Origin of the sequence: Bradyrhizobium sp. HKCCYLRH3073 (assembly GCF_051167995.1) — a bacterium.
In the GTDB taxonomy this organism is placed as follows: domain Bacteria; phylum Pseudomonadota; class Alphaproteobacteria; order Rhizobiales; family Xanthobacteraceae; genus Bradyrhizobium.
Window position 1 is genome coordinate 1 of the sequence record NZ_JBNPUD010000028.1, and the last position, 26,369, is coordinate 26,369.

Sequence of the window (26,369 nt, forward strand, 5' to 3'; positions counted from 1 at the left end):
TGCAGCACCTGCACGCCGTTGCCGATGCCGTCGAGCAGATTGGAGATGTCGGAAGCGCGGTTGTCGAGACCCTGGGCAGTGAAGAAGTTGGTCGGATTGTCGAGAGCCGAGTTGACCTTCTTGCCCGTGGAGAGGTTGTTCTGCGTGGTCGCGAGGAGCTGAGCCGTCGACTGGAGCGAGAGCAGGTTCTGGCGAACCGACGCAGAGAGTACGATACCTGACATTGTCATTCCCTTCTGGATGAACATGAGTAGACATCGCCGCACCGTTCTGTCGGCGATGGCGCAGACTGATCCGCGGAATCCTACCCGTTCGTTAAATTGACTTCGGAACGGCCCCTCGGGGCGTCCGCTGCCGCCGTTAATGCTAATTGGCCGCTAATCAGCTCGATCAAATGCGCGCAGATCGCCGGAATTCGCGGTAAAATGGCGTGCAAACGCAGGCCTTGCGGCCGGCCCACGCCAATGCGCGGTGCGACCGTTAAGGCAGCGCTAACCAAGAGCTTGGGGAAGGGTGGCAGGTCAGGAGGGGGCGCGGTCGGCGCACGGGAGGACGATCTCGACGCTGGCGGCCGGGCCGTGCGGCTCCTTCAGCTCCAGTCGCCCATTCGAGCGCCTGACGAAGTCCTCGACCAGCCGGATCTCCGAGAATACCGCATCGGCTGGAGCCGCGTCCGCCGCGCCCGCTGACGCCGTCAACACGATCTGCACGTCGGAGGAGTTGCCGCCGGCGCCCGAGCCGTCGACCCTCATGCGCCTGGCCTGGATATCGATGCGGCCGCCATGCTCCAGTCGATGCCGCGCACCGATCGCAAGACACAGCAGTGCCGCCATCAGCTGACCCGGATCGGCGAAGACGGCCGGCACGTCCGCGCTCACCGATGTCGTCACCTCGACCCCGGTGCCCAATGTCGGACGAAGCAGGCGAGCGACGTCGACCAGGAGCTCGTTCAACTCCACCGCACATGGCTGCGGCGGCCGGCCCCTTGCGAACGACAGAAGCTGCGACGTCAATCGAGCGCCCCGGGTCGCAGCCTCGTCGATCAGACGCGCGACGGCCGCCAGTTCGGGCTTGTCCTCGACCGCCTCGGCGAGGATGTCGATGGTCCCCGTGATCACGGTGAGAATGTTGTTGAAGTCGTGCAGCAGGCCACCGGCAACCTGACCGACGATGGCCATCCCTGGATGGATGTCGGGCGTCGCTGCAGCCGGAATGTCTGCGCCCGGGCTCGGCAGCGACTGATTGGACCGCTGGTAGGTGGAAGAAGCCATGAATCCTGCAATACCTGTTTGGGGGGGAGGACGGCGGGGCTATCGGAACGCAAATGAACGGACGCCGCTGCAATGTTCAGCTTCGTCTTGACGCTCAGCCTTGGCGCTCAGTCTCATCGCTGACCATCGATCGCGCCCCGGCTGGATGCAGCATCAGTCGGACTCCTGCTCCTGCCATGACGACAACCTCGTCACCGCCAGTCGCAGGACACCGGCCGATGCCTCCACTCGCGACGAGAGTTGCATCCGACAGAAAAAGATCCGTCAACGAATCAGCGCGCTTATTAGCGATTTTGGCTTCAAGATGTCCGCTGTCAATTGCGGCGCTTGCTACGTGGTGCCGTGCCCGGCGGAGCTGCGGCGCCCGGAGCAACGAGACATTCGCCGCAAGCGTGCTGCGCTGCCTTCACGAGCCGAGGCGGGGGCCGATGCGTGCCGACTGTATACAACCGCGCGCGGTCAGACCAGCACATCGCACACACGTTGATGGCTTGGATCCGCAACGCGCATTCGCGCCCGTCTGCACGACAACGCACACAGCAGGAGCGAATGGTCTTTACTGGGAATATTACCCGCGATTCTTCTTGTCAGCGGATGGGACGCAGTTCTATGGAACCATGAGGGCATTGAGATCTGCGAGGCTTCGTTACTGCAATGCAGGAGATGGCTTTGGACCCCAGCTTGCGTTCTCCGAACGGCTTCCTGTCGTCGCTGTCCGACGATGATTTCGAGCTGATCCGACCCTATCTGCGGACCGTGGATCTGGTGCAAGACTCCGTTCTCGCCGAGGTCGGCGAAAAGCTGACACGCATCTACTTCCCCCATCGCGGTGTCATCTCGCTGGTCGTGAACCTCGCGCGCGGAGAGCGCGTTCAGGTGGCCATGATCGGTCGCGATAGTCTCTTCGGAAGCATGTCCCTGCTCGCAGGCAGCGATCCGGTGGTGCTGAACAGCGCGGCGGTCCTCGTTCCCGGTGCTGCATCGGTCGTCGACATCGACAGGGTCCGGGCAGCCGCCGAACAGAGCCCCTCGTTTCGCGCGCTGATGTTGCGCCACGCACTCGCCATCTACGTGCAGTGTCAGCAGACCGCCGGTTGCAACGCCGCCCACACCGTCGAGTCGCGTCTCGCCCGTTGCCTGCTGCAGACGCATGACCTTTCAGGCGGCAACAAGCTCTACATCACCCAGGAGTCCCTGGCGCAGATGATCGGTGCCCGTCGCAACAGCGTCTCGCTGGTGGCGAGCACGCTGCAGCAGGCCGACTTCATCCACTATAGCCGCGGCCATATCGAGATCATCGATCTGGACGGGCTGAAGAGGACGGCGTGTGAGTGCTACGGCGCCGTGAAGGCTCACTACGAGAATCTGGTCCGGCCGCGCAGCCTGCCGTAGGCAGGCGTCGTTCCGGCCGTCGCGCGCCGGCGCCTCGCCGAACGCCCTTGCCTCCGTACAACTACGGCCCATCGCATGATCCCCATCACCGATGCGGACGGAATTAACGCGCTGTTCAACGGGCGCTGATAATTGTCGACGTGCTGACGAGCGCGAGTTCCAAGAAGCGTCGAATAATCTTCGTGCTGATATATCTCGCCCGTGTTCGGCTTTTGACCAGACGCGCGGAGTAATGACATGGCCTTTGATCTGTCGATGCCGATCCTGGTGGTCGATGACTACGCCACTATGATCCGGATCATCCGCAACCTGCTGAAGCAGCTCGGATTCGAGAACGTCGACGACGCCAGCGACGGATCGGCCGCGCTCTCCAAGATGCAGGCCAAGAAGTATGGCCTCGTGATCTCCGACTGGAACATGGAGCCGATGACCGGCTACGACCTGCTGCGCGAGGTGCGCGCCAGCCCGGAACTGTCGAAGACCCCGTTCATCATGATCACGGCCGAGTCGAAGACCGAGAACGTCATCGCCGCCAAGAAGGCCGGCGTGAGCAACTACATCGTCAAGCCGTTCAATGCTGCGACGCTCAAGACCAAGATGGAAGCCGTGTTCGGCCCGGCCGAATAGCCGCCCCCCCTTTGAATGCCCTGCGCGGCGGCCGGACCGGTGTCCGGCCGCTTTCTCTTTGGCGGACGAACTCCGCGCGGTTGACGTCGGCAGGACGCATACATCGCCGCCCCCTCCCCGTAGTCGTACGGAAACCAAAATTTACGAGGGGGTCAGAGCCGGCCGATAGACGTAATCCTGCTTGCCGATGACCATGTCAGGGTGGCAACGGGACAGGGAATTCATGCGCAACGAACTCCTCGTGATCGAAGATGCCGCCGTGCATCTTTCCATCTTGCGAAAGATTGCAGCCCAGGCCGGCCTCGCCGCGACGGGCGTGAGCTCGGTCGACGCCGCCTCGCTCGTCCTGCACAAGAGGGACTTCGACTGCGTCACGCCTTACCCCTGCCTGGGCGACCGCTCCGGCACCGAGGTTCTCGAGCTCGACATAGCTCCCCCCTTCTCGACGCCGATCGACCTGATGCGGTTCCGGCAAGCTCTCAAGCAGATCGCGCAGGAGACCGATCGCCGGCGGCTTTCAGAGCGGCAGGCTGGTAGCAGGCGATGAGCAAAAAGAAGCGCTTTCTGGGAGCGCCTGCAGCGATCGCGCTGATCCTCATCTGCGTCATTGCCGGCAGCAACCTCTTCTTCCTCACCAACCTGCGCGAGAACGCGCTTCAGCACGCCGAGGAAGATCTCAGCCGCCATAGCCTCACGCTGGCGGAGAACGCCGACCGTTCGGTGAAGTCCGTCGACCTCGTGCTCACGAGCGTGCGCGACTACCTCGTGCGCGGCGGCGCTATCGACGCTGCGACGTATCGCAATGTCGCGTCAGACCATCAGACCCACCTCCTGCTCAAGGAGAAAATCGCGGGACTGCCGCAGATCGATGCGGTGACGCTGATCGACGCACAAGGCAGGCTCCTGAACTTCTCGCGCTACTGGCCGATCCCGGACGTCAACATCGCCGACCGCGACTACTTCAAGGCGCTGAAGGCCGACCCTGCGCTGCAGACGTTCCTCAGCACACCGGTTCAGAACCGCGGCGACGGCACCTGGAACATCTATTTTGCCCGCCGGCTCGACGATTCCAATGGCAAGTTCATGGGCATGATGCTCGGCGCCATGTCCGTACCCTATCTGGAGAACTTCTTCGGCTCCACCGCGCAGGGTCTCGATGCCGCGGTATCGCTGGTCCGCGAGGACGGTACGCTGCTCGCGCATTTTCCGCCCACGAGCGAGATCGGCAAGCCGACCTCCGGCTTCGGTCAGCGCGCGCTGTCGGCCGGCGGCGTGCTGCGCGAGCCCTCCGCACGAACCGGCGAGATGCGCCTGCGGGCCGCAAAGATGCTGCCCAACTATCCCGCGATGATCGTGGTGTCGGTATTCGAGCACGACGTCCTGAAGGCCTGGCGTGACATGGCGACGCTTCTGGTCATCGTGTCGCTGGTGAGCGCGATGGCCGTGCTCGCGGCCGCGGTCCTGATCTCCCGCTGGTGGGAACGCCACGAGCACCTGATCGAGGCCGCCGAGGCCGCGAACGCGGCGAAGTCCACCTTCGTCGCCATGATGAGCCACGAGATCCGCACGCCGATGAACGCGGTGCTCGGCCTCGCCACGACGCTGCTGGAAACCAATCTCGATCCCGAGCAGCGCCGCTCGGTGGTGGCGATCCACAATGCCGGCGACAATCTGCTCGAGATCCTCAACGACATTCTCGACTTCTCCAAGCTCGAATCCGGCCAGCTCTCGCTCGAGGACATCGCCTTCTCCGCCGAGGCCCTGGTCCACAACACGCTCAGCATCATCGGGCCGCGGGCTTCCGCCAAGGACCTGAAGCTGAGGAGCGTCGGCGACCCATCCGTGCCGCCGGCGCTGGTCGGCGACGCCGGCCGCATTCGCCAGATCCTGCTCAACCTGGTTTCCAACGCGGTCAAGTTCACCTCGTCCGGCGAAGTGGTCGTCACGACGCGCTGCATCGAGCAGGATGACGAGAAGGCGACCGTGGAATGGACGGTGACCGATACCGGAATCGGCATTGCCGCCGACAAGATCGGCTCGCTGTTCGCGAACTTCGTCCAGGCCGACAATTCGATCAGCCGCCGGTTCGGCGGCTCCGGACTCGGACTAGCGATCTGCAAGCGACTGATCGAGCAGATGGGGGGTGACATCAAGGTCACCTCGACGCTGGGCAGCGGGTCCACGTTCTCGTTCCGCCTGACGCTGCCGATTGCCGAGACCGTCGCGGTGCCAGAGCAGAACGACGACGGCATCTACGCCTCGCTGCAGAACCGGATCGCGGCGTTCGGCCGGCCGCTGCGCGTCCTCGTGGTCGACGACAATCCGACCAACCGCCTGGTCGCGACCAAGATGCTCAAGGATTTCGACATCCAGACCGACACGGCCTGCGACGGCGCCGAGGCCGTCACCGCCGCCAGCCGCTTCAACTACGACCTGATCCTGATGGACGTCCGCATGCCGGAGATGGACGGCTTCCAGGCGACCCGGACCATTCGCGCGCGAGGCGAGCGCCGCTCCAACGTGCCGATCATCGCCTTCACGGCGAACGCCTTCATGGAGGATATCCGAGCCTGCCGGGAAGCCGGGATGAACGACTTCGTCGTCAAGCCGGCCCGCAAGAAAGCGCTCGTGGAGGCGATCCTGCGCGTGCTGCCCCTGCCCGTTCCGGTGCCGGTGCCGGAAACCGCGGCGTCGGACGCCCCGCTGGTGCCGGCTCAGCCGGATGCCGCGGCCGCCGACGTTGCCGCCGACACCGAAATTGCTCCCGAAGCGGCGCTGGACCGCGAAGCCTATGCCGAGCTGGTCGGCGAGATCGGCGACGAGGCAGCACAGGAGATCCGCGACGTGTTCTTCAGCGAAACGGATGCGCGGCTGAAGCAGCTCCGCCGGCTGACGCTCGACGGCGAGCGCATCAAGATCGGCCGCGAGGCGCACTCGCTGAAGAGCGCAGCCGGCACCTTCGGGTACCGCCGGCTCGCAACCTACGCACTCGCGCTCGAGAAGAGCGCGCCGCGCCTGTCCGCCAGGGAGTATGCCGAGCTGCTCGACAACATCGAGGCCGCCTACGCCGCCGCCCGCGCCCAGGAGCTGCAATATTGAAGCGGGGAGGCCGCAGGCCTCCATGGCGCATGCCGATCGGCGCGACGTCCCCGTACGGCGCACCGCGGCGACGAGGACGGGCTCGGACGATCGAGATGGCAAACGAGACGTTCACGACGCGGATTCGCCGAACCTGATCTTCATATTCCCTTACAATGGGTTGACGCCGTACTTCTACGGCTCACGATTTTCACAATCAACTAATCATGAGCTGCCAGACTTGGGGTCACATAGGAGATGTGTCCCATGTTTACTTTTGAAACCGCCGACCAGAAGGAAGTCAGGCGTTTCCGAATTGCGCAGTTCAACGGCCGGACCGCGACCGTGAAATCCGGCGGATCCACGATCACCGGCCACGTCCGTTCAGTCATGGAAAAGGAAGCGAGCGTCCCGCCGCGCTGGACCATTACGATTGTGCCGACGCCGCCCAAAGCCCAAGCGCCGCTGCGACCGACCTCCCGGGTTCGCCCCTTCGCCGAGGATTATTTCTGACAGCACGGACGTCCGCGTCCGCAATCAGCGCGTTCGACCGAGCCGGTCGGACGCCAATTGTCGTTGTCTGCGTTGCGGGAGCACCGCGGGGTGGAAGGCGCGAGCGCGGCATTCGCGCTCGTCCGTCGTCATCCGATCTGGTTGAGGAGTGCTGCGCGGACGAGTTCGGCGGTGTTGCGCGCGCCGACCTTGCGCATGGCTTCGGCGCGATGGCTCTCGAAGGTGCGGGGGCTGATGCCCATGCGCAAGGCGCCCTCCTTGTTCGAATGGCCTTCGCTGATCAGCTTGAGGACCTCGTGTTCGCGCGGGGTCAGCGACTTGCTGGCCCGGCCGGGCGGTCGCGCGGACGCCGCGCCCTGCTCGTGAGCCGGCACCGCCCGCGACAACGGTCCGAACTGCCCGTGCGCGCCGGACATCTGGTTGACCAGGGCGCAGACCCGCTCGGTCTGTAGCAGCGCATTGTCGACGACCACCTGGACATGCCGGCGCTCGCCGGGCGTCCTGGCAATCTCGTCACTGCGCTGCTTGATCTCCTCCATGTAGAGCATCAGCGCGGTCAGCGAACCGTTCAGTTGACGAGCCAAGGCGAGCGTGCCCCGGTCGTCCTGCTGTCCCACCGCAAGCGGGGCCGGGGCGCGCAACCGGGGCGCCGGGAGGCCCGGGTCGTTAACCTCCGGGCCGCCGGGAGCAGGTGCGACGTGATCGTCGGATAGGCTGTTGTTCAGCTGTGCCATGCCTCATTCTGGCGCCACAGCGACTTTAACATGGTTAATTCTACCACCCGTAGCAATACGGGCTTCTCCGGCAACTCGCGCAACCGTCGATACTTTCTCCCGAAAGTTGCAAGCCGAAATAGTTAAGCCGGTGCGCGATGCCGGGCTTCGGAAGACCGTCCCCGGCGTGCGCGGCCGCGCCTGTCCAAGACGCCGCGCATTCCTACGATTGTTTACTGACATTAATTTCGCACCAACTGTTTCGTGCTTCCATGCGTTCCGTGCCCGTCCGTGGAGACGAGCGACCTTGACATGTAGCTGACAGCCTGACGCCAATGGGACCGGTCGACCGGATCTGGGAATTCCTGCAGCGGTTGTCACCGCTGACACGAAGCTGTCTGCTCAGCGAGCTCGAACGGCTGGAGCTGAGCGGCGTCGACATGCCGGGATCCGCCGACCTCCAGGCGCGACTGCGCGCCGAGATCCGCAACAACAACGGCGCCGGCGGCCACCGCACCATCAATCCGTCGCGCTACTTCTTCATGCCGGTCGAGCAGCTTCTCATCGACGGATCGCCGGAGCATGCCAATGAGGGCCGCATTGCCCGCGGCTCCCTCACGCCGATCTGGGAATGGATCTCGCGCGATCTGCTGCCGACCATGGCGCGCGACTACAACGCACAGATGAAGGACCTCATCGCCGCGGACAAGCAGCGCGAGATCCGCCAGACGGCGAGCGCGTTCCAGACCAAGGTGACGAAGTCGCTGGAAGGCACGCTGGCGCGCGCCGAAGGCATCGAGCAGGTCCGCAGCAAGCTGAAGGCCTATACGGCATCGCCGTCGGTGTTCGACGACGTCGTGAAGCTGATGAAGGCGCTGCGCGCCCGTGAGGAACTTGCAAAGTTCGCCGATTCGTTGCCGGACCGGATCGCGGAGTTCGACGATCCGCAGGTGAAGAAGATGGTGCTGCTGCTCGATGCGCTGCGCAAGAAGCAGCCGGAAGCCGTGCCCTTTGCGTTGACGCTCGTCGCCAAGCGTCTGAAGGAGCCGTGGCAGGTGATGCGGCTGGCGACGAAGGCGGCGCGTTCGAAGAACATCGCCGACGTCATCGCGGCACCCTACGCGATGACCGTGCCGATGGTGCTCGACCAGCTGGAGGACAAGCGGCTCGCGCTCCGGATCGCGCTGAAGAACAACCGCGTCGTGACCGCCAAGGAAATCCTGACCAGCATCTATGACATCGAATATGCGATCCAGGTCCGCATCGATCGCATCGAGGACTCGGACTGGGGGACGCGCCTGAACGCCATCATGGCCAATACCGACAAGATGGTACAGGCCGAGGTCAAGCGCTTCCCCGAAGAGGTCGGACACGTGCTCGGCTCGAACAGGCTGCGCAGCCATCGCACGTTCGGCGGCCGCCTCACCTATTTCGCCTGGAAGGGCCGCGATGCGATCAAGACGGTGCTGCGGTCGGCAACCGGTTGACGGCCGCGCGTTCGAAGCGGCCCCTGGACCGATCCTCAGCCCTGCGCCATACGCTCCCGCGCCGACTTGAAGCCCGCCACGAAGCGCGCCAGCGTGTCCGAGGTCTTGCCGCGCGGCAGCGTCACTTCGATCAGCGAGAACCGTCCCCGACGATGCACCGCGCGCTCCAGCGCGGCGACCAGTTCGCCGCGGGTGGCGACGCGCTCGCCCGTGCCGCCGATGGAATTGGCGATGTCGGCATAGTGCCAGTCGTCGAGATCGTTGAACCGCGACTCCGGCTGGAACACGCGCAGCATCTCCCAGCTGCAATTGTTGAACAGCACGACGATCGGATCGAGGCCGTAGCGGCGGCAATTGCCGAGCTCCCATCCGGTCATCTGGAACGCGCCGTCGCCGACCAGGATCAGCGGACGAAGCCCGGTCGCGGCCACGCCGATGCCGGCCGGCACGCCGAAGCCCATCCCGGCGTAGTAGCCCGGCGCTGCCAGCGCCGTGTTGTCGATCTCCATCGCCGTGAACAGGCAGTCGCCGATATCGGAGGTCATCGGCATCCGGCCATGGCGATCGAACATGTCGTTGATCGCGGTCGCGATGTCCGAAGGCGCGATCGGCGCGCCATCGGCAGCCAGGCCACGCGGATACGCCGAGCGCTGCCGCGGCAGACCGGGAGCCGCAGCCTGCGGTGCCGCGCGCTCGTCCAGCGCATCGATCAGATCGCCGAGCGGCATGTCGCGATAGGTGTGATGGCCGATCTGGACCTCGCGGCTGGCGGCCAGGATCATGCGGCGCGGGTCCGGCGCCCGGTTCGACAGCGCGAAATTGGTGTCCGAGAGGATGACGCCGAGCATAAGCACAAGATCGGCATTCTCGACCAGCTCCGTGATCGCCGGATTGCCCGCGGCGCCGAGATAGGTGCCGGCGACGACATCGTCGGCCCTGTCGAGCAGGCCGCGACCCATGAAGGTCGTCACGAGCGGCAGGCGGAGCTTGCGCGCCAGCGCGGCGATCCCGTCCTCGACGCCGTAGCGGCGGATTTCGACGTCGACGACGATCACGGGACGCTCTGCCTGCGCGATGCGGGCGAGGATCTCCTCGACGCACTCGTCGAGCGCCTCGCGGCTGGCCCGCCGTGGCGGCAGCGGCGCCACCGGCTCGACCTCGGCATCGACCATGTCGCGCGGAAATTCGAGATACACCGGCAGCGACATCTCCTTGGCGCTGCGCAGCACGCGCGCGATCTGCGCCGGCGCCGTGGCCGGATCGCTCAGCACAGCCTGATCGCAGGTGATCTCCTTGAACACCGCGAGCTGCGTGTCGACGGTGCGGGCCTGATGATGCAGCAGGAAGCCGGAGACGCGCTCACGCGCACCGGGCGCGCCCGCGATCACCACGACCGGCGAGCGTTCGGCATAGGCGCCGGCGACCGCGTTCACGACGTTGAAGGCGCCGGCGCCATAGGTGACGACGGCGACGCCGAGGCCGCCATGATAGCGCGCCGCCGCATCCGCCGCGAAGCCGACCGCCGGCTCATGGCTCAGCGTGACGCTCGGCAGGATGTTGCTCTCCTCGATGACCTTGAACAGCGGCAGCACGAAGTCGCCGGGAATGCCGAAGATCTCGCGGGCGCCGTGGTCCTTCAGGGCGGCAAGCAGCGCATGGGCAAGAGCAGGCATCCGGATCCCCTGAGCGTAGCGTGACGTTCAGCCGGTGCTACACGATGAGGGCCGGACTGCCAACCACCGGCCGCTCGGTCGGCGAGCCATGCCGTCCGGATCGCCCCGTCCAAACTTCATGAGGGAGCGCCAAGGCCCAAGCTCACCCGCGCCGCATCAGTTCGCCGTCAGCAGCAGGGCCTGGGCGGAGGGTGCGCCGCCATGCGGCATGGCAAGCGTAACCGTGAACAGGATGGCGACTGTCATGATCATGCAGAGCTTCATCATGACCGTCCTGCGATCGGTGATCGGCAGGAACAGGAAGAACAGCAGCATCGCCGCCAGCGCGAGTTCGAAAACGTAAGACATGGATGACCTCCTCCGTTGCCAGGAGGATGGCGCATGCCGGAAGCCCAGACTGTGCGTGCCGTCACATCGGTCCCATGGTCCACGCGAGCCAGTATCCCGGCCTCCGCAGCGGGACCGCGCAAACCAATCGATTGCCACCTCTCAGCCGTCGAACAGCGCGGCCTCGGTAAAGGCGAGATCGCCGAGACGCGGCGGATGCGGCCCTTTGGCGTATTTGCGTCCGCGCTTGTCCGAGTACCAGCCGGCCAGCCCTGCGATGGGCGCATTGGCATCGAGCCGCACCAGCAGGCCGCCGCGCCGCAGCAGCAGCCAGCCGATGTTGCCTGCCAGCCGCACGAGGTCGGCGACATCCCGGCAATACAGCAGGCGATACACCGGCAGCGCATTCATCACCCGGTGCTTCTGAAACACGAACGGATACGCCGCATCGGCCGCACGCGCGACGAGACTGAGACATCCCCACTCCGCATGCTGCCGCAACAGCTCGGCCTCGTCGGGAGACAGCCCGTGCAGATTGTCCGCGGAGAATTCATCGACACGGACATCCGGGCGCGGTCGTGACAGCGCCAGCGCGGCATAGACCTGTCCCTTGCAGTAGACCGAAAAGCCCTGAGCCTCGACCTGCGGCCAGGTGTGCGGGGCCGGCGTGATGTTGAAATAGGTCACCGTCTTGTCGCGCGTCGCCGCGCGCACCAGCATCGAGCTGAAGGCACGGAACGCCGGCTCGACATACCAGCTCGAGACATTGGCCCTGACGATCGGCTCACCGCCGATGCGGAGCGCGGAGAACAGCAGCAGGATGACGCCGACGGGGACCCCGCCATGGTCGAGACAATAGCCGAACGCCGGATAGCCGGCCGGCCGCGGGCGCGCCGCGTGGCGTTCGAGTCCGCGCAACCAATAGGCCTCACTGCGAAAGGCGAAGCCGCGCGTCAGCAGTGCGGCCACCGCCGGCAGATCCGCCGCGCCGATCTCCCGGATGCGAACGCCGGTCACGGCCCGCGCGGGCGCCGGCCTGTCGTTTGCAATCTCAGCTTTTTTGATTGGCTGCATTCCAGCATCACCCGAGAGAGGTCCAGCACACCGTCGCGTGGCGGGATCGTCATGGCGGCAATTATCGTAAAAGGCTTTGGCGGCAGTGAACCACGTCTTGCTGGCCTTACTTTTCAGTTAATGGAATGCGCGAGCCATACCCGTCACGCTTCGATCAGCGTCGACATGATCGTCGCGAACGGCGCTGCCGCTCACGGCCGCGGGATGCGAAACATGTAGGTTTCATCGGCATTGAGACCGTCGACGAAGAAGCGGCCGGGCTTCGCCTCGATCCGGCGCCGCAAGCCATCCCAGCCCCAGACCTCAAGGCTGCGCGTCCATGTCGGCAGGTCGAGCTCGACCGCGCGCCCCGGCTGGTCGGTCCAGCCGGCAATGTTCTGCCACACGATCAGATCGGCGTCGGCTCCGCGCAGCGTGTACAGCGCCAGCCGCCGGTCGATGGACACGATCTTCATGTGGCCGGCGAGCTGCAGCACCGTCTTCACCACGAGGCTGCGCGCCTCCGGGGTCCAGGGATCCTTGCCCGTCGCCATCGCATAGGCCAGGCCGTCGACATCGGGCGTGTCGCCAAGATTCCACGGAAACGCCAGCACGGATACCGGCGAGCGGCCGTCCTTGCCGACCACCGCGAGCTGGTCCCAGATCGCATTGAGAAACAATCTCGCCGCGTCCGGCTCGCTGTCCCACGCGCCGGCGCGCGCGACGTTGAACTCGGTGGCGTAGAAGTTGATGTCGCGGCTCAGCCCCATCGCCCGCTTGATGCGGTCGAAGCAGGTCTGCACCGAGAACTCGCGGCCGTGGGTCATCGGATACCATTTGTCATTGTAGTAGGTATGCAGGTCGATGCCGTCGAGACGGCCGTCCTCAAGCAGATCGGCGATCGCCGGACCGTAGCCGCGCAACGTCGCATCGCCATGCGAGTTGCAGGTGGCGAAGCCTCCGGGAACCACCCGCAGCTTGGGGTCGACGCTGTGAACACCGTCGGCAAGTCCGGCCAGCGCGTCGTGATAGTCCTGGCGCGGAATCGTGGCCTGCACATCGGGCTCGTTGATTGCGGTGAAGACCGTAGCACCCCAATCGGGAATACCGTTTTCGCGGCCCCAAGCGCCACCGGGACGGAAACGTCTTGCCATCGCCTGCCCAGCCGCGAACCAGTCCTGATAGGACCCGATCGGCTGCGGTGGATCGAGGCTCTGATAGCTGCCTTCATACTCCAGCAGGATCAGCGGCATGATACCGTTCTTGTGCGCTTCCAGCATGGCGGCATCGAAATCGTGCGGTGTCGGCAGCCGCGCCAGCGTCCGCCAGCCATAGGAGTCCATTCGCCCCATCCTGGCACCAACGCCGTGCAGCGCCTGATAGATCTGCTTGCTCCTGCCGGCCAGATGCGTGACCAGATTGCCGCCGCCGATGCGCTCGTCGATCCGCAGTGCCGAGGCGTTCGTTTCGCCGGCGCGGACAGCGCTCGGCCATGGCGACGTGAAAAACGTTAAAAGGGCTGTGCTAATGACCAGCAGATTGGAACGAAGTCGCAATGTCTGATCCCTTAGATGTCCGTTATGACGTTTGAGATCGTCCAGGTCGTTCAAGAGATAAGCAATGCCGGCGGCGTGGAAACCGTCGCTATCGAGCTGGCGCGCGTTTTCGGCCGGAATGGTTTATCGAACGTCGTGCTCGCGAGCACCGTCGCGGACAATCTCGAGCACACGATCAGGGTCGAGCGCGTCGCGCCATGGCTGGCGCGGATTCCGACGCGCGGACTGTTCCGGCACATCGGCCGCGCCATCGTCGTGCCGCTGTTCACGGTGGCCGCGACACGGGCGCTGGCGCGGCACCCCGACGCCGTCGTCGTCAGCCACGGCGACAGTCTCAAGGGCGACGTGCTGATCGTGCATGCGGTCAATGCGCAGAGCCTGGCCGAGAAGCGCGCCGCCGGCAGCTGGCGCTGGATGCTCAACCCGATGCATCTGTGGGTCGCGCTACGCGATCGGTTCATGATCGGAGGCCTGCGGTATCGGGCGTTCGTGGCGGTGTCCTCCCGCGTCACCGCGGAGCTGCAGCGCTTCTTCCGCGTGCCGGCCGCCCGCATCCACGTCATCTCCAACGGCATTGATCTCGCGCGGTTCAAGCGCGAGACCGCCAGCGGCCAGGCGATCCGGCGTGAGTTCGGCATCCCGGACAATGCGCGCCTGCTGCTGTTCGCCGGCCACGAATTCGACCGCAAGGGACTGGCGCATGCGATCGGCGCGCTCGATCGGCTCGGCGACGACGTCTGGCTGCTGGTCGTCGGCTCGGACAATCCCGCGCCCTACCGCAGGCTGACGCGCAACGCCCAGCAACGACTGATCTTCGCCGGCTCACGCTCGGACATGCCCGCGCTGTACTCGGCGGCCGACGCCTTCGTGCTTCCCACGAGCTATGAGACCTTCTCGCTGGTCTGCATGGAGGCCATGGCCTGCGGAGTGCCAGTGTTCGCAACGCCGGTCGGTGGCATCGAGGATTATCTGCACGACGGCGTCAACGGCTTCCGCATCACGGCCGATGCCGTCGACATCGCGGCCAAGCTCGCCTCCGTCTTCGCCGATCCCGCGCTGATGCGCCGGCTGCAGGACGGCGCCCGGGCGACCGCGCAGACCTATGGCTGGGACCAGATCGGACTGCAATACATCGAACTGCTCAAGCAGATCGATGCCGCCAAGCGACAGCCTGGCCACGCAGCGATGGCGCTGCCGGTGAAGGCCTAGCTAATTCGTCTGCAGCCGCTGTGGGCGGGCGAGGCCGGATGCGGCTCTCGACTGATGCGCCGCACGGCATGCCGTTTCAATCGCCGCCGCGACCGCTTCATAGGTGAAGCGCCGGAGCACGTTCGCGCGGGCCGCCTCACTGCGAACGGCGAGCTCCGCCCGCCGGCCGCTGAGCTCATCGATGAGCCGACACAGGCTGCCGGGGTCCCGCTCCGGCACGATCCAGCCGCCGTCGCCGACGACATCCGGAATCGCTCCGCAGGTCGATCCGATCACCGGGATGGCACAGGCCTGGGCCTCGATGATCACCCGGCCGAACTGCTCGCGCACCGCGTCCGTGGTGCGCGTCAGCAGCAGCAATGCGTCCAGGCCGCGCAGAAAAGCCGCGACCGCAGCGGGTGCAGCCCAGCCCTGGATCGTGACGCGCCCGACCAAGCCAAGTTCGGCGACGCGCCGGCGCAGATGCGGCTCGTGCGGACCTTCGCCCATGATGCTCAGCGTCGCCGCCGACTTGCTGCGCGCCAGCGCTTCGAGCGCATCGTCGAGTCCCTTCTCGACCACCAGCCGGCCGACATAGCCGAGCCGCAGCGGCGAGCCGGCCGTCGCATTCGATCGATCATCCGCCGGCATGAAGGTCGCGAGATCGACGCCATAGCCGATCGGCGTCACCGGACCCGTATAGCCACACGCCCTCACGACCTCAGCCGCATCGGGACTGCGTGACAGGATGTGGGCGGTGCGGCCGAGGACGAACTTGCGGATCGCCTCGAATGGTGGCGGCAGCCGTTTCAGGATGTTCTGGTCGACCTCGAGCACGAGCGCCGCACGGCCACGCAGCATCTGCGCCTGCAGCGCGACGATGCTCCAGGGCTCCTCCCAAAGGTGAATCACGTCGGGATCGAGCTCGCGCAAAAGGCGGCGCAGCGCCGGATAGAAGTGCAGGTACCATTTCATCGGACCCGCATCCGGGAGCCGGATCGGGAGGCGATGGATGGGAAACCCTTCATTGGAGTGAGCCGCAGTGATGGTGCGGCCGAACTCCTTCCACACTTCGGGCACCACGAGATGCAGCTCGACGTCGGGCCGGGACGCGAGATGGCGGTAGCGCAGCCGGCCGGCCTCGCTGCTGGTGGCCGGATGCGCAATCGAGACGATCCGCAAGCGTCCCCTGCTAGACACGGCCCATCACCTTCGCTGCAGTCCCGCTGAAGCCCGTGAGATGCAGCTCCATCGCCGCCAGCGTCCGATGCGCGCCATTCATGGTGTTGCGCGGAATCGAGAACGCATCCTGCCCGGCTTTGACGAGGCCCTTGCGGGTGGTGGCAGCACTGGCAAATCCGGCCTGCCGCGCCAGCGCAAAGTCCCGCGGTCCGCAATCGGCGGCGCGCCCGTAGGGAAACGCGAAGTGCCGGACGTCGATGCCGAGCCGCTCGTTCAATCGCAGCCGCGCGCCGGCCAGCTCGCGCAGGGCGTCTTCGGAAGACAGCGTCGAGATGCGCGCATGCGAGACGGTGTGAGCTCCGATCTCGACCAGGGGGTCGGCTGCCAGCGCCTCGAGCATGTCCCAGGAGATCGCATGTTTCCAATGCATCACCTCGATGTCGATGGCGTTGGCGGCACAGAACGCGGCGTAACGATCCGCGGCCTGCTGGCCATCCCAGCGCGAGGCGACCTGCGCGAACACCGCGCGGCGCTGCTCGTCGCTCGACAGCGCGATCCTCTCATCGTCGACCGTGACATGGCCCCTGTGCCGCAGCGCATCCTCCAGGCCAGCGGCCCACAGCGGCAAGGTGCCGTCGGGAATCCCGGTCGTCACGAACAGCGTCACCGGCACCTTGTGCCTGCGGAACACCGGCACCAGCAGCTCGCACGTATCGCGGTAGCAGTCGTCGATCGAGAAGTTGACGTAGCGGCCGGACGGCTCGGCGCTTGCCGTCCGGCGCAGCGCCTCACTGATCGTCACGACATCCCAACCCTGGTCGAGGACATAGCCGAGGAAGCGATCGAGAAAGTCGACATCGACGTAGAAGTCGCGATTGGGCAGACGCTCCCACTGCTCTGCCGGCGCGGTGCGATGGAACGTCAAACAGCAGCCGCGCGGGCCGAGCACACGATCGACGGCCTTGGCGACAGGAAGGACGAAGGCACCGGATGCCATCATCGCCTTGGCGGCAGCGAGGGCCAGCAGGGTCAACTCAGCTCTCCCTTCATCTTGAACGTACGACGAACATGACGGAGCGCCGTGCCCACCACGGCCGGCAGCAGGATGCCGATCGCGAGGGCCAGGCAGAGCAGATACGCCAATCCGCCGGCGAACAGGCGCGGCAGCAGGCCTGGCACGGAAGTCTGAATCATCAGGCCGAGCACGACCATCAATGCGGTCGGCAGCAGGGCCAGGCCGATCACGAGCAGGAGCTTTCGCGCATCGCCGAGCACGAACACCACGCCCGACAGCAGCACGAGGCTACGGATCGCTTCGCCAACGCCGAGCAGCTGCATGCCGGCCGCCGGGGACGGATCGAACAGCGGCATCAGCAGGTTGAAGCCCATGTTGGCGAGATAGGCCGAGACGATGATGACCGCAGCGACGCCGTTGCGCCCCGCGCCATTGAGCAGACGGATCAGGATCCAGCCGAGGGTCGCAGCCCAGACGCCGCAGGCGATGCCCTTGAGCGCATGCGAGGTCAGCAGCAGGGCCTCGTCGCCGAACGCGCCGCGGAAATAGATCAAGCGGACGATGTCGGTCGAGAAGACCAGCAGGAACGCCGAGGCCGGCAAGGTCAGCGCGAGCAGCGGCCGCAGCAGCGCCTCGGTCTGCGCGCGCGGATCGCGCGGGGCGTGCTGCGACAGCACCGCCATGCCGAGCGGCTGGCTGATCAGCAGCAGCGCGCTCTCGGTCAGCGAGCGCGCGTAGTCCAGTGACGCAACGGCGCCGGTCGTCAGCCGCGATGCCGTGAAGCGCTCGATCCAGACGTTGCCCTGCTCCGCCAGCGGCAACGCCAGCAGGACGCGCAGCCGGCGGAAGAATTCGAACCCCTTCTCGATCACCATGCCGGCGGTCAGGCCGGAGACGCTCAGCGCGCCGTCGCGCCACAGCGTCAACAGACCCCAGGCGGCGAGACCATTGAAAGCAACGGTGAAGGCGCAGGCGAGCATGTAGGCGTCGCCGGTCAGAACCAGCAGGCCGATGCCGCCGATCACCGCGACGTTGAGCAGGCTGGCACGGACATTGGTCAACCGCGTGCGGCCGAGCGCGATCTCGCCGGCGGCAAGCACGTTGAGCACCGCCGAGGCCGGCATGCCGAACGCCATCATCCGCACGAAGTGCAAGGTGAGCTCGCGCCCCTCCGCCGAGAAGCCGCCGACGACGGCGTTCACCCAGAGCTCACCGAGCAGCAGGATGATCGCGGTCACCAGGCTCGAGACGACGGCAATGACGATCGTCAGCGCACCGAGGCTGCGCGCGGCATCAGGCCGCTGCAGCGCCTCGCGATGCATCGGGATCATGATCGCCGGCACGCTCTCGTTCTGCAGGAACGCGAGCGGGATGAGCACGGCCGCCATGGCGGCGCGGAAGCCGTCGGCGACGAGCGAGGCGCCCAGCACATGCGCCATCAGCACCTCGCGACCGAAGCCGAGCATCTTGCTGGCCAGCGCACCGCTGATCAGCAGCGCACTGAAGCGCTTGAGCGAAGGACCGGAGGCGCTCATGCGACCCCCTCCGATACGGCCTGCGGCCCTATCCACCGCGCAGGGACTTGTCCGTCCTCGAGCAGTTTCGGCCACGGCAGCACTGGCGCGAGAATGGCGAGGGTCGGGCCGAGCGAATCGCAGTCTGCGACGAGATCGACCGTACACCGCTCGGAGGACGGGGCAGATGCAACGATCGTGCTCACACCGCCGCTCCCGCGCCGACATTGCGGATCAGAAGCCCGATCGAGTCCAGCATGCGTGCAAGACTGTAGTGGGTGCGCGCGCGGCGCGACGCGTAGTCGAGCTGTGGCGCGAGGATCTCGGGTTCAGCCAGCGCCGCGTCCAAAGCCTCGGACAGCGCACGCGCATCACCTGGCGGCACGAGCAGACCGGCCCGGCCATGTTCGAGGATGTCCGGCGCAGCGCCGGCGTCAGTGGCAATCACCGGCACGCCGGCGAGCATCGCTTCGACCAGGGTGCGGCCGAACGGCTCGGGATCGATCGACGGATGCACCATCGCGTCCATCGCCTGCATCAGCAGCGGCACGTCGCTGCGATGTCCCAGGAAATGAACGCGGTCGCCGAGGCCGAGATCGGCAACGAGCCGTCTCAGCTCAGCCGCGTAGTCCTGCTCGCCGAACAATGCGTCGCCAACGATGACACCGTGCACGCCCGGCAAATCGGCCAGCGCCTCGATCAGAACATGCTGTCCCTTCCACCGCGCGAGCCGGCTGAACACGCCGACCAGCGGTCCCGACGGCAGGCCGAGCCGCTGCCTCAGCTCCTGGCGCGACGCCGGCACGGGTTCGACGGCGAGACCATTGGGCACGACCTCGACGAGAGAGCGTCGACCTCCGGCCGCGATGAAGGCGGCTGCGGCGGCTTCGGAGGGGACGACGACCTTCGCCGCAAAGCGGTTGGCGAGAAAGATCTGCATGCGACGCTGCAGCACGCCGAAATGAGCCGGGCTGATGATGTCGTGCAGATGCCAGATCAATGGCCGCCGTGCCGCGATGTTGGCGATGGCCGACAGGACAAAGGCCTTCTGCGAATTGGCATAGAGGACGTCATGCTTGCGTGCGACATGCGCGAGCTCCGCGGTGATCGCCGCGAGTCTGCCGAACAGCGGCAGCGCCTTGAGCCACGAACTGTCGCGTCTGAACTGCCCCAGGCCGCGGCCCCAGCGCGACGTGATGACCGGCATGCGACGCTCAGCCAGCGCCTTGCCGAGCGGGCCCGGCTCGAACAGGAACACCGCGGAATCCCTGCGGCCCTGGACGACATCGAGCAGGATCAGCTCGGCGCCGCCGATCTGCCCGGTATGATCGACGAACAGGACACGCTCGGTCGACATCACCCGGCTCCGGCGTAGGCTGCCACGGGCGCGGTCTGGACCACAGGCGCGCTGCGGTGCTCGACGTCGGTCATGGTGACGACGATGCCGACATCGCGGGCTCCGAGCGCCCTGCTCCTGTTCACCGTCGCGACCGCCGGCTCGATCAACGACCGGTCGCTGCGAACGCAGACGATCGCCCAGTCCGTACCGGCAAGGAAGTCGTTCCGTTGCGACGGCAATGGTGTGTCGACGATCACGGCATCATAGCCATCGAGACCAGCGAGGAGACCGTCGAGGCTGATCGCGTCGAGAATGTCGCCGACCGGACCGGTCGCCTCACCAACCGGCAGCACGTCGAGCGAGGGATGCGCGGTGGGCAGAACCATGTCCCGGAGCGGCGTCCCGCGCTCCAGCGCGCCGACCCATCCGGGGTTTGCCGGCAGCGCCATGATCTCGGCAAAGGCGGGATGCGAGACGTCGCACTCGACGACCAGCACGCGCCGGCCTGCGGCCGCGAGGTGCTCTGCCAGCGCACAGGTCGTGGTCGTCTTGCCATCTGCTGCATCAGGAGAGGTCACGACGATGCGCTGCGATCGGGCGGCCCGCTTCAAACCGAGTTCGTGGACGAGCTCATGCAGCGTGTGCTGAAAATCAGCGTCCTCGGAGGCGAGGCGCAAGACGCGCGGGATCGCCAGCGGTTGATGGCCCTGCAGGATGGCGCCGAGCGCCGACATCTCACGCAGACTCTTCAGGCGCGGCAGGCAGGCCAGGATCGAAACGTCGGCGACGCTCGGGAGATGAGACCCTCGTTCGGGCGCTGCCGGTGGCTTCGCCGCCTCCGGTGCGGTCACACGCTCGGCCAATTCAGGGACGATGGCGGGAGCCTCGTCGACAGCGGGCGTCTCGACCTGCCCGGCCGGCGCTTCCGGAGCGACGGGCACGGGCGGGCTGATCAGGCGCGCGCCGAGCTTATCGGCGAGCAGCGCAGCGCCGACACCGAAGATCAACGCGAGCGTCATGCCGGCGGCGAGGAAGGGGATCTTCTTCGGGAAGAACGGCTTGCTCGGCAGCTCAGCGAGGCTGACGAGACGCGTGCTGCCGCGCAGGACGCGCCGTTCGGTCTCGAGCTCGCTCGCTTTCTTGTAGAGCTCGGCATATTGCTGGCGCTTGATCTCGGTGTCGCGCACCATGCTCTCGATGGAGGCCTCGTCCAGCGTGGCCGAGCCGGCCTCCGCCTTCGCCGCGTCCATCTGCTTCTTCAGCGAGGCCACCAGCGCGGTGTTGGCATCGTACGTCTTCTGCGCGCTCGCCGCGATGCTCTGCATCTCTGCGACCAGCCGCTGCTGGATGATCGCCTGCTCGCGCGTCAGCGCCAGGATCGAGGGATGCTTCGGCCCGAGCACGCCGGTCGCGCTGGCGAGTTGCGCGCTCACGGTCGTCAGTTGCTGCTTGAGGTCGGCGATGGTGCGGCTCTGCAGCACCGACGGGGCGTCGGTCGGCCCGCGCTCCTGCTCCGACTTGATCTCCTGCAGCCGCGCGGCAGCGTCGGCGCGCGCGGCCTCTGCCTGCGACAGCTGCTGGCCGATGCTGGTCAGCCGCTCCGAGGAGATCGGCGCATTGGCGCCACGCATCAGACCCTTGGTGCGGCGGAACTTCTGGATCTTGTCGTCGGCCTCACGCAGTTGCTGGTCGAGCTGCTTCAATTCCTTCCAGAGCCAGGAGCTCGCGACCTCGCGGCTGTTGGCGCCTTCGGTGCGCTGGTCCTCGAGAAAGGTCTGCGTCAACGCGTTGGCGAGCGTCTTCGCAACCTCGGGACTGCTCGACTGATAGGAGATGTTGATGACGCGCGAGCGGCCGGCCGAGGCGATGCTGAAGCGGCTGTCGACATGATCGATGAACGCGCCCGGATCGGTCTTCAGGCGCTGGCACGCATCGGCTGAACCCGTGAGACGGCCGCGCTCGCATTCGCCGACCACGGCGTCGACCACGCCGGGCGACGACATGATCTGACGCAGCAGGCGCGGCGAGCGGATCACCAGGAGCTGGCTTTCCATGTCGGCGGGATCGCCGATCTTCTGCGCCCACGCCGCCGAGGTGTTGGCACCCGGCTCCTGCTCGGCGATGATCACCGAAGCGGTGGCGAGATAGCGCACCGGCAGCAGCACGAGTGCGGCCACGGCGAGCGCGAGGACGGCGCCGGCCACGATGGCGAACACGCCGCGGCGGCGCCAGATCCGGGCGACGGCGTCAATGCCGGACAAGGCCTCGCCAAGAGCCGCCTGCCTCATGATTTGCACCCGCGCCACATCCAACACTACGCAATCAGCCGCGTCGCGCGGCCCTGATGTCCCGCACGGAAACTGTCGATCTCCTCGTTGACCGCCGCGACGAACTGGCTGCGGAAACGCTCGGCCGAGAAGAAGCCGGCGCGCTGGCGGCAATCGAGACGCGAGATCGACTTCTCCTTGGCCACAAACGCACGCACGCAAGACGCGATCGCCGCGGGCTCGGGCGCCTCGAAGAACATGCCCGTCGGGCGCGGCCCCGTGGTGAGGATCGACTCGCGCGCACCGCCGCGGCCGAGCGCCAGCACTGGTGCGCCTTCGGACTGCGCCTCGACCGGAATGATGCCGAAATCCTCCTCCGCCGCGAACACGAAGGCGCGGGCGGTGGTCATGAGGTCGCGCAACTGCTTGTCGGGCACGAAGCCGGCAAACTTCACGTTCGGCCCCGCGATCGCCTTGAGCCGCGCGGCTTCCGGACCGTCACCGGCCACGACCAGCTCGAGGTCCGGCATGGTGTTGAAGGCGCGCACGATCGGCTCGATGCGCTTGTAGGGCACCAGCCGGCTCGCGGCGAGGAAGTGGTTGCCGACCGGGAGGATCGCCGCGCGCTGCGCGATCGTCACCGGCGGGTAGATCACCTTGGCGTCGCGGCCGTAGATCTTCTTGATGCGGCGGGCGACGAACTGCGAATTGGTGAAGATGGCGTCGGGGCCGTGCGCGGTGCGGGCGTCCCAGATTCGCATCTTGTGCAGCAAGGCGCGGGCGATCAGGCCCTTGACGCCGGTGGCGTAGCCGCTCTCCTGCAGATACTGGTGCTGCAGATCCCAGGCATAGCGCATCGGCGAATGCACATAGGCGATGTGCAGCTGCTCCGGCCCGGTCAGAACGCCCTTGGCCACCGCGCAGCTCGAGGAGATCACCAGGTCGTAGCTCGACAGGTCGAGCTGCTCGATCGCGAGCGGCATCAGCGGCAGATAGGAGCGGTGATACTTCCGCAACAGCGGCATCTTCTGCAGGAAGCTGGTGTGCGACGTCTCGAATCCCAGCTTGGCGCGATCCTCGGGACGCAACAGGTCGAACAGCGTGAAGACGTCGGCGCCGGGATAGCAGCGCAGGATCTCCTGAAGGACCTTCTCGGCGCCGCCGAGAACGTAAAGCCAATCGTGGACGATCGCGACGCGCATCGCACTCTCCCAATTCCCGGGGTATTTAATAAAACCCTTAAGGGAGACGTTCACGCGCACAAACCCAATCCTAAACTTCTAGTTAATCGCCCTTCTCCTCCGACCCGTCGAATCCGCTGCTAACAAGTAAGGATCAGTTAAGGATCGGCAAGACGCATCGCGTCTCAGATCGTGACAGGCGTGTGCCGGACCAGAACGCGCAACAAGGCTTTGGTCCGCTTCGGCACACTCGGGCACCCTAGGCGGTCTTGCTTAACAGGCCCTTGCCGATTGCAACGCCTGCGCGCGCCGTGATCGGTGGAGCCAAACCGCGACGACGCGCCGCGGCCCGTTCGTTAACCTCTGCCGCCGCACACGAACGTGATCGCGATCAGCCGGCGATGGCGAGCTGCTCGACCGCGTAGCCGTGGCGGATGGCGCGGTTCAGCACGGGATCGACCAGCTCGAAATCGAAGCGGTCGGCCGGGCGGATGCCGCCCTTGGCGGCAAAGGTGCCGCCGAACATCGCGGTGCCCTCGGGCAGGCCGGCCTCACCATAACGGCGCGCGATCAGGTCGAAGGGCGCCAGCATGCCGCTCAGCACGCCCTCCTGATACAGCACGCGCTCGCCGTCGATGGTCGCGAACGCGCGCAGCGTCAGCCGGTCCCAATGCGCGGCGACGTCGTCGACCAGCCACAGCTCGGGCGCGACCGGCTTGTCGCACATCTGCTTGGACACGGTGATGTTGTAGGTCTCGACCTTGCGGTCGGTATGATCGGAGCCGACGCCGACCAGCAGCCGTCCGCCCGCCTGCACCAGCACGAACTCGACCTCGCCGGAGGAGTCGCCGCCGCTGACCTCGATGCTGTCGGACGTCGTCAGCCGGCTGGCCGCGGCCTCGTAATAGATCGGCGTCGTCGCGGGCCTGGGAATGCCGAGCTCTTCCAGCTCGGCGATGTGCTTGTCGCGGGCGACCGGATCGCGCCCGGTCCAGCCGGCGATGACGAGGCGGCTCAGCTTGATCCGCTGCCGCGTCGCCGCACCATCCGCGTGAACCAGGACATCGATCGTCGCACCGCTCATCGTCTCATCGCCTCTTGCTGACCAGCCCGCCGCTTAGCCGTCCGGCCGCGCGCTGGCAAGCCGCCCGGCCGTTCACTCCTGCTCGGCCTTCTCCGCCTCGTGGTCCTCCTTCAGGTGCCGCTTGCGGATCTGGTGGGTCGTGAACCAGATCAGCGCGATCGCGGCCGGCACGAAGGCGGCGGTGGCCAGCGTCGGCTCGACTGGCAGGCCGGTGTCGTGCGCGCCCTTGGCGAGATAGCCGAATAGGCTGACGACGTAGTAGCCGATCGCGGCCACCGACAGGCCCTCGACCGTGCTCTGCAGGCGCAATTGCAGCTTGGTGCGCTCGTTCATCGAGCGCAGCAGATCGCGGTTCTGCTGCTCCAGCTCGACATTGACGCGGGTGCGCAGCAGGTCCGCGGCGCGCGCCAGCTTGAGCGACAGGTTCGACTGCCGGCCCTCCAGCGCGTTGCAGGTGCGCATCGCCGGCGCGGTGCGCCGCGCCAGGAACGACGACCAGCTCGAATACGGCGCGACCGGCTCGCCCTCGATCACCGCCAGGCGGGCCTGCACCAGGTCGTAATAGGCGCGGCTGGCGCCGAACCGGAACAGGCTGCCGGTGGCGCCGCGCTCCAGCAGCGCTTCGAGCTCGGTCAGCTCGCGCAGCAGGTGGTTGTTGAGCTTGAACGATTGCGCGCCCTGCATCTCCGCGAGCACCTCGACCAGCCGCCGCTCGATGCGGTCGACGTCCGGCGCCAGCGCCAGCGCTGCCGGCAGGCCGAGCAGCGCCAGGGTGCGGTAGGTCTCGAGCTCCAGCACGCGCTGCACCAGCGCGCCGAGCCGCTCCGGCGTCGGTCCGTCGGCGCAGACCAGGATGCGGGTAAAGCCGTCATCGTCGAGACGGAAATCGGAGGCGACCGCGCCGGCGCTGCCCTTGATCGTCACGATGGCGAGGCTGCTCTTGTCGAAGATCTCCTCCGCGCGCGCCACCGGATCGGCCGCGTTCTCGACCTCCAGCTTGACCGCGACCAGGAGCTCGCCGGCCTGCGGCAGCGCCGCGATCAGCGCCTGCAGCTCGGGCGCGATGGCCCCGAAGCGGCGCGGGCCGGAGTCCGCGGGCGGGCTCCAGATCCAGGTGAGGGTGGCGAATTCCGAATGCTGCTCGAAGCGCAGCCTGACCGGGCCGAGATCGACCTGGTGATGCTTGACGCCCGGCTCCGGCGGCAGCGCACCGTGCTGCGCGCAGAACGCGGCGAGGCTGGCGCGGTCGACCGCTGGACTGTCGCCCTTCGCCATGAAGGCGAAGCGGATCACCAGCACCGGCTGCGTCAGCGGCGTGAACGGCCGCGCATGCACCTCGTTGAGCACGCTCTCGCGCAGGGCATGCGGCGTGAAGGCGGACTTGTCGAGCGACGTCATCGGGACGGTCCGCTGTTGAGAGCGACACCTGACGCAGACGATCGCGCTGCGCCTGAATTGATCACCCCCGTCATGCCGTCCATCCCCCTGACGTTCATCGTCCCCGCCGCCAACGCGGCAGCCGCGTGTGACACCAGTGTAGCGCAATTCGATGACGGCGCCACGGCCGCGGCCATGTCGGGCGCGTCGGCGGCTCTCTCGGCGCCACCGCAAGTCGAGCATGATGCCCGCAGACACACCAACACCTCCCGCGGCGCGATCGCACCCGGGATCATCATCACCAAGACCCTCTTCAAATGCCGAGGGCGCAGGGAAGGCCGGACCTCGACTGAGGCCCGTGGCCCCCGTGCGGAAAAATTGCACGGGGCAGGAACCACAGGTTCAGCCGGACAGACCCGGCCCTCCCTGCGCGATGGGTTTAACGGCTGCTCCGAGCTCTTGTGTGTTCGAAACCTGCCAGAATGTGCGAACGGGCGGTTCTGACCAACCGCCCGTCGCTGGATCTGAGCCC

Annotated in this window: 21 protein-coding genes and 1 pseudogene; 7 read left to right on the plus strand and 15 right to left on the minus strand. The window is 66.4% G+C overall.

The genetic code is table 11. From position 1 onward, the window contains the following. Together ACQR1X_RS32130 and ACQR1X_RS32135 are read right to left on the minus strand one after the other, a co-directional pair. A pseudogene (locus ACQR1X_RS32130) lies at positions 1–224 on the minus strand (flagellin); the annotation flags it as partial. Between the two features lie 297 nt (positions 225–521). After that, positions 522–1,271 (minus strand): histidine kinase dimerization/phospho-acceptor domain-containing protein, encoded by a 750-nt coding sequence (locus tag ACQR1X_RS32135; protein ID WP_434900329.1) that lies wholly within the window; start codon positions 1,269–1,271, stop codon positions 522–524. Between the two features lie 669 nt (positions 1,272–1,940). On the opposite strand from ACQR1X_RS32135, the gene ACQR1X_RS32140 reads away from it, so the two are divergent. The 5 genes from ACQR1X_RS32140 to ACQR1X_RS32160 all read left to right on the plus strand — a co-directional run bounded on the left by ACQR1X_RS32140 (position 1,941) and on the right by ACQR1X_RS32160 (position 6,881). Further along, positions 1,941–2,663, plus strand: a complete 723-nt coding sequence (locus ACQR1X_RS32140; RefSeq protein ID WP_315800638.1) for a Crp/Fnr family transcriptional regulator — start codon at positions 1,941–1,943, stop codon at positions 2,661–2,663. A gap of 237 nt (positions 2,664–2,900) precedes the next feature. Then, a complete protein-coding gene (locus tag ACQR1X_RS32145) occupies positions 2,901–3,290 on the plus strand; it encodes a response regulator (RefSeq protein ID WP_008968243.1) in 390 nt (129 codons plus the stop codon). Positions 3,291–3,513: 223 nt separating this feature from the next. Then, the gene (locus ACQR1X_RS32150; RefSeq protein ID WP_434900330.1) at positions 3,514–3,837 is read left to right on the plus strand and encodes a response regulator; all 324 of its coding nucleotides are present in this window, start codon (positions 3,514–3,516) and stop codon (positions 3,835–3,837) included. After that, positions 3,834–6,389 (plus strand): hybrid sensor histidine kinase/response regulator, encoded by a 2,556-nt coding sequence (locus ACQR1X_RS32155; protein ID WP_316180407.1) that lies wholly within the window; start codon positions 3,834–3,836, stop codon positions 6,387–6,389. Before ACQR1X_RS32150 ends, ACQR1X_RS32155 begins: the two co-directional genes overlap by 4 nt. A 246-nt stretch (positions 6,390–6,635) precedes the next feature. Next, entirely contained in the window at positions 6,636–6,881 is a 246-nt protein-coding gene (locus ACQR1X_RS32160; RefSeq protein ID WP_006614403.1) for a hypothetical protein, read from the plus strand. Between the two features lie 128 nt (positions 6,882–7,009). On the opposite strand, the gene ACQR1X_RS32165 is transcribed toward ACQR1X_RS32160, so the two are convergent. Continuing rightward, positions 7,010–7,615, minus strand: a complete 606-nt coding sequence (locus tag ACQR1X_RS32165; RefSeq protein WP_434900331.1) for a response regulator transcription factor — start codon at positions 7,613–7,615, stop codon at positions 7,010–7,012. Between the two features lie 314 nt (positions 7,616–7,929). On the opposite strand from ACQR1X_RS32165, the gene ACQR1X_RS32170 reads away from it, so the two are divergent. Continuing rightward, positions 7,930–9,081, plus strand: coding sequence for a hypothetical protein (locus ACQR1X_RS32170; protein ID WP_315800641.1), 1,152 nt, complete (start codon positions 7,930–7,932; stop codon positions 9,079–9,081). Positions 9,082–9,116: 35 nt separating this feature from the next. On the opposite strand, the gene ipdC is transcribed toward ACQR1X_RS32170, so the two are convergent. From ipdC to ACQR1X_RS32190, 4 genes are all read right to left on the minus strand, one after another. Beyond that, positions 9,117–10,754: an indolepyruvate/phenylpyruvate decarboxylase gene (gene ipdC, locus ACQR1X_RS32175; RefSeq protein WP_434900332.1), complete on the minus strand. Its 1,638-nt coding sequence runs from the start codon at positions 10,752–10,754 to the stop codon at positions 9,117–9,119. Between the two features lie 156 nt (positions 10,755–10,910). Beyond that, the gene (locus ACQR1X_RS32180) at positions 10,911–11,102 is read right to left on the minus strand and encodes a hypothetical protein (RefSeq protein ID WP_315800643.1); all 192 of its coding nucleotides are present in this window, start codon (positions 11,100–11,102) and stop codon (positions 10,911–10,913) included. A 141-nt stretch (positions 11,103–11,243) separates the two neighbouring features. Continuing rightward, positions 11,244–12,155 carry an acyl-CoA acyltransferase gene (locus tag ACQR1X_RS32185; RefSeq protein WP_315800644.1) on the minus strand — a complete coding sequence of 304 codons (912 nt, stop codon included), beginning with the start codon at positions 12,153–12,155 and terminating at the stop codon, positions 11,244–11,246. Positions 12,156–12,346: 191 nt separating this feature from the next. Next, positions 12,347–13,567: a hypothetical protein gene (locus ACQR1X_RS32190; RefSeq protein WP_315800920.1), complete on the minus strand. Its 1,221-nt coding sequence runs from the start codon at positions 13,565–13,567 to the stop codon at positions 12,347–12,349. Positions 13,568–13,714: 147 nt separating this feature from the next. On the opposite strand from ACQR1X_RS32190, the gene ACQR1X_RS32195 reads away from it, so the two are divergent. Next, positions 13,715–14,899, plus strand: a complete 1,185-nt coding sequence (locus ACQR1X_RS32195; protein WP_434900333.1) for a glycosyltransferase family 4 protein — start codon at positions 13,715–13,717, stop codon at positions 14,897–14,899. Here the strand turns inward: ACQR1X_RS32195 and ACQR1X_RS32200 are convergent, their stop codons facing one another. The 8 genes from ACQR1X_RS32200 to ACQR1X_RS32235 form a co-directional block, all read right to left on the minus strand. Beyond that, the gene (locus ACQR1X_RS32200) at positions 14,900–16,078 is read right to left on the minus strand and encodes a glycosyltransferase (RefSeq protein ID WP_434900334.1); all 1,179 of its coding nucleotides are present in this window, start codon (positions 16,076–16,078) and stop codon (positions 14,900–14,902) included. Continuing rightward, positions 16,071–17,093 carry a polysaccharide deacetylase family protein gene (locus ACQR1X_RS32205; protein ID WP_434884153.1) on the minus strand — a complete coding sequence of 341 codons (1,023 nt, stop codon included), beginning with the start codon at positions 17,091–17,093 and terminating at the stop codon, positions 16,071–16,073. Before ACQR1X_RS32205 ends, ACQR1X_RS32200 begins: the two co-directional genes overlap by 8 nt. After that, the gene (locus tag ACQR1X_RS32210) at positions 17,090–18,610 is read right to left on the minus strand and encodes a lipid II flippase MurJ (protein ID WP_434900335.1); all 1,521 of its coding nucleotides are present in this window, start codon (positions 18,608–18,610) and stop codon (positions 17,090–17,092) included. Before ACQR1X_RS32210 ends, ACQR1X_RS32205 begins: the two co-directional genes overlap by 4 nt. Positions 18,611–18,791: 181 nt before the next feature. After that, positions 18,792–19,949: a glycosyltransferase gene (locus tag ACQR1X_RS32215; protein WP_434900336.1), complete on the minus strand. Its 1,158-nt coding sequence runs from the start codon at positions 19,947–19,949 to the stop codon at positions 18,792–18,794. Further along, complete coding sequence (locus ACQR1X_RS32220; protein WP_434900337.1) at positions 19,946–22,216, minus strand: exopolysaccharide transport family protein; 2,271 nt, start codon at positions 22,214–22,216, stop codon at positions 19,946–19,948. Before ACQR1X_RS32220 ends, ACQR1X_RS32215 begins: the two co-directional genes overlap by 4 nt. A gap of 26 nt (positions 22,217–22,242) precedes the next feature. Then, positions 22,243–23,397, minus strand: coding sequence for a glycosyltransferase (locus tag ACQR1X_RS32225; protein WP_434900338.1), 1,155 nt, complete (start codon positions 23,395–23,397; stop codon positions 22,243–22,245). 370 nt (positions 23,398–23,767) lie between these two features. Continuing rightward, on the minus strand, positions 23,768–24,460 hold the full coding sequence (locus tag ACQR1X_RS32230) for a DUF2848 domain-containing protein (RefSeq protein ID WP_434900339.1): 693 nt from the start codon (positions 24,458–24,460) through the stop codon (positions 23,768–23,770). A gap of 72 nt (positions 24,461–24,532) precedes the next feature. Beyond that, positions 24,533–25,858, minus strand: coding sequence for a DUF3422 domain-containing protein (locus ACQR1X_RS32235; RefSeq protein ID WP_434900340.1), 1,326 nt, complete (start codon positions 25,856–25,858; stop codon positions 24,533–24,535). Between the last annotated feature and the right edge of the window lie 511 nt (positions 25,859–26,369).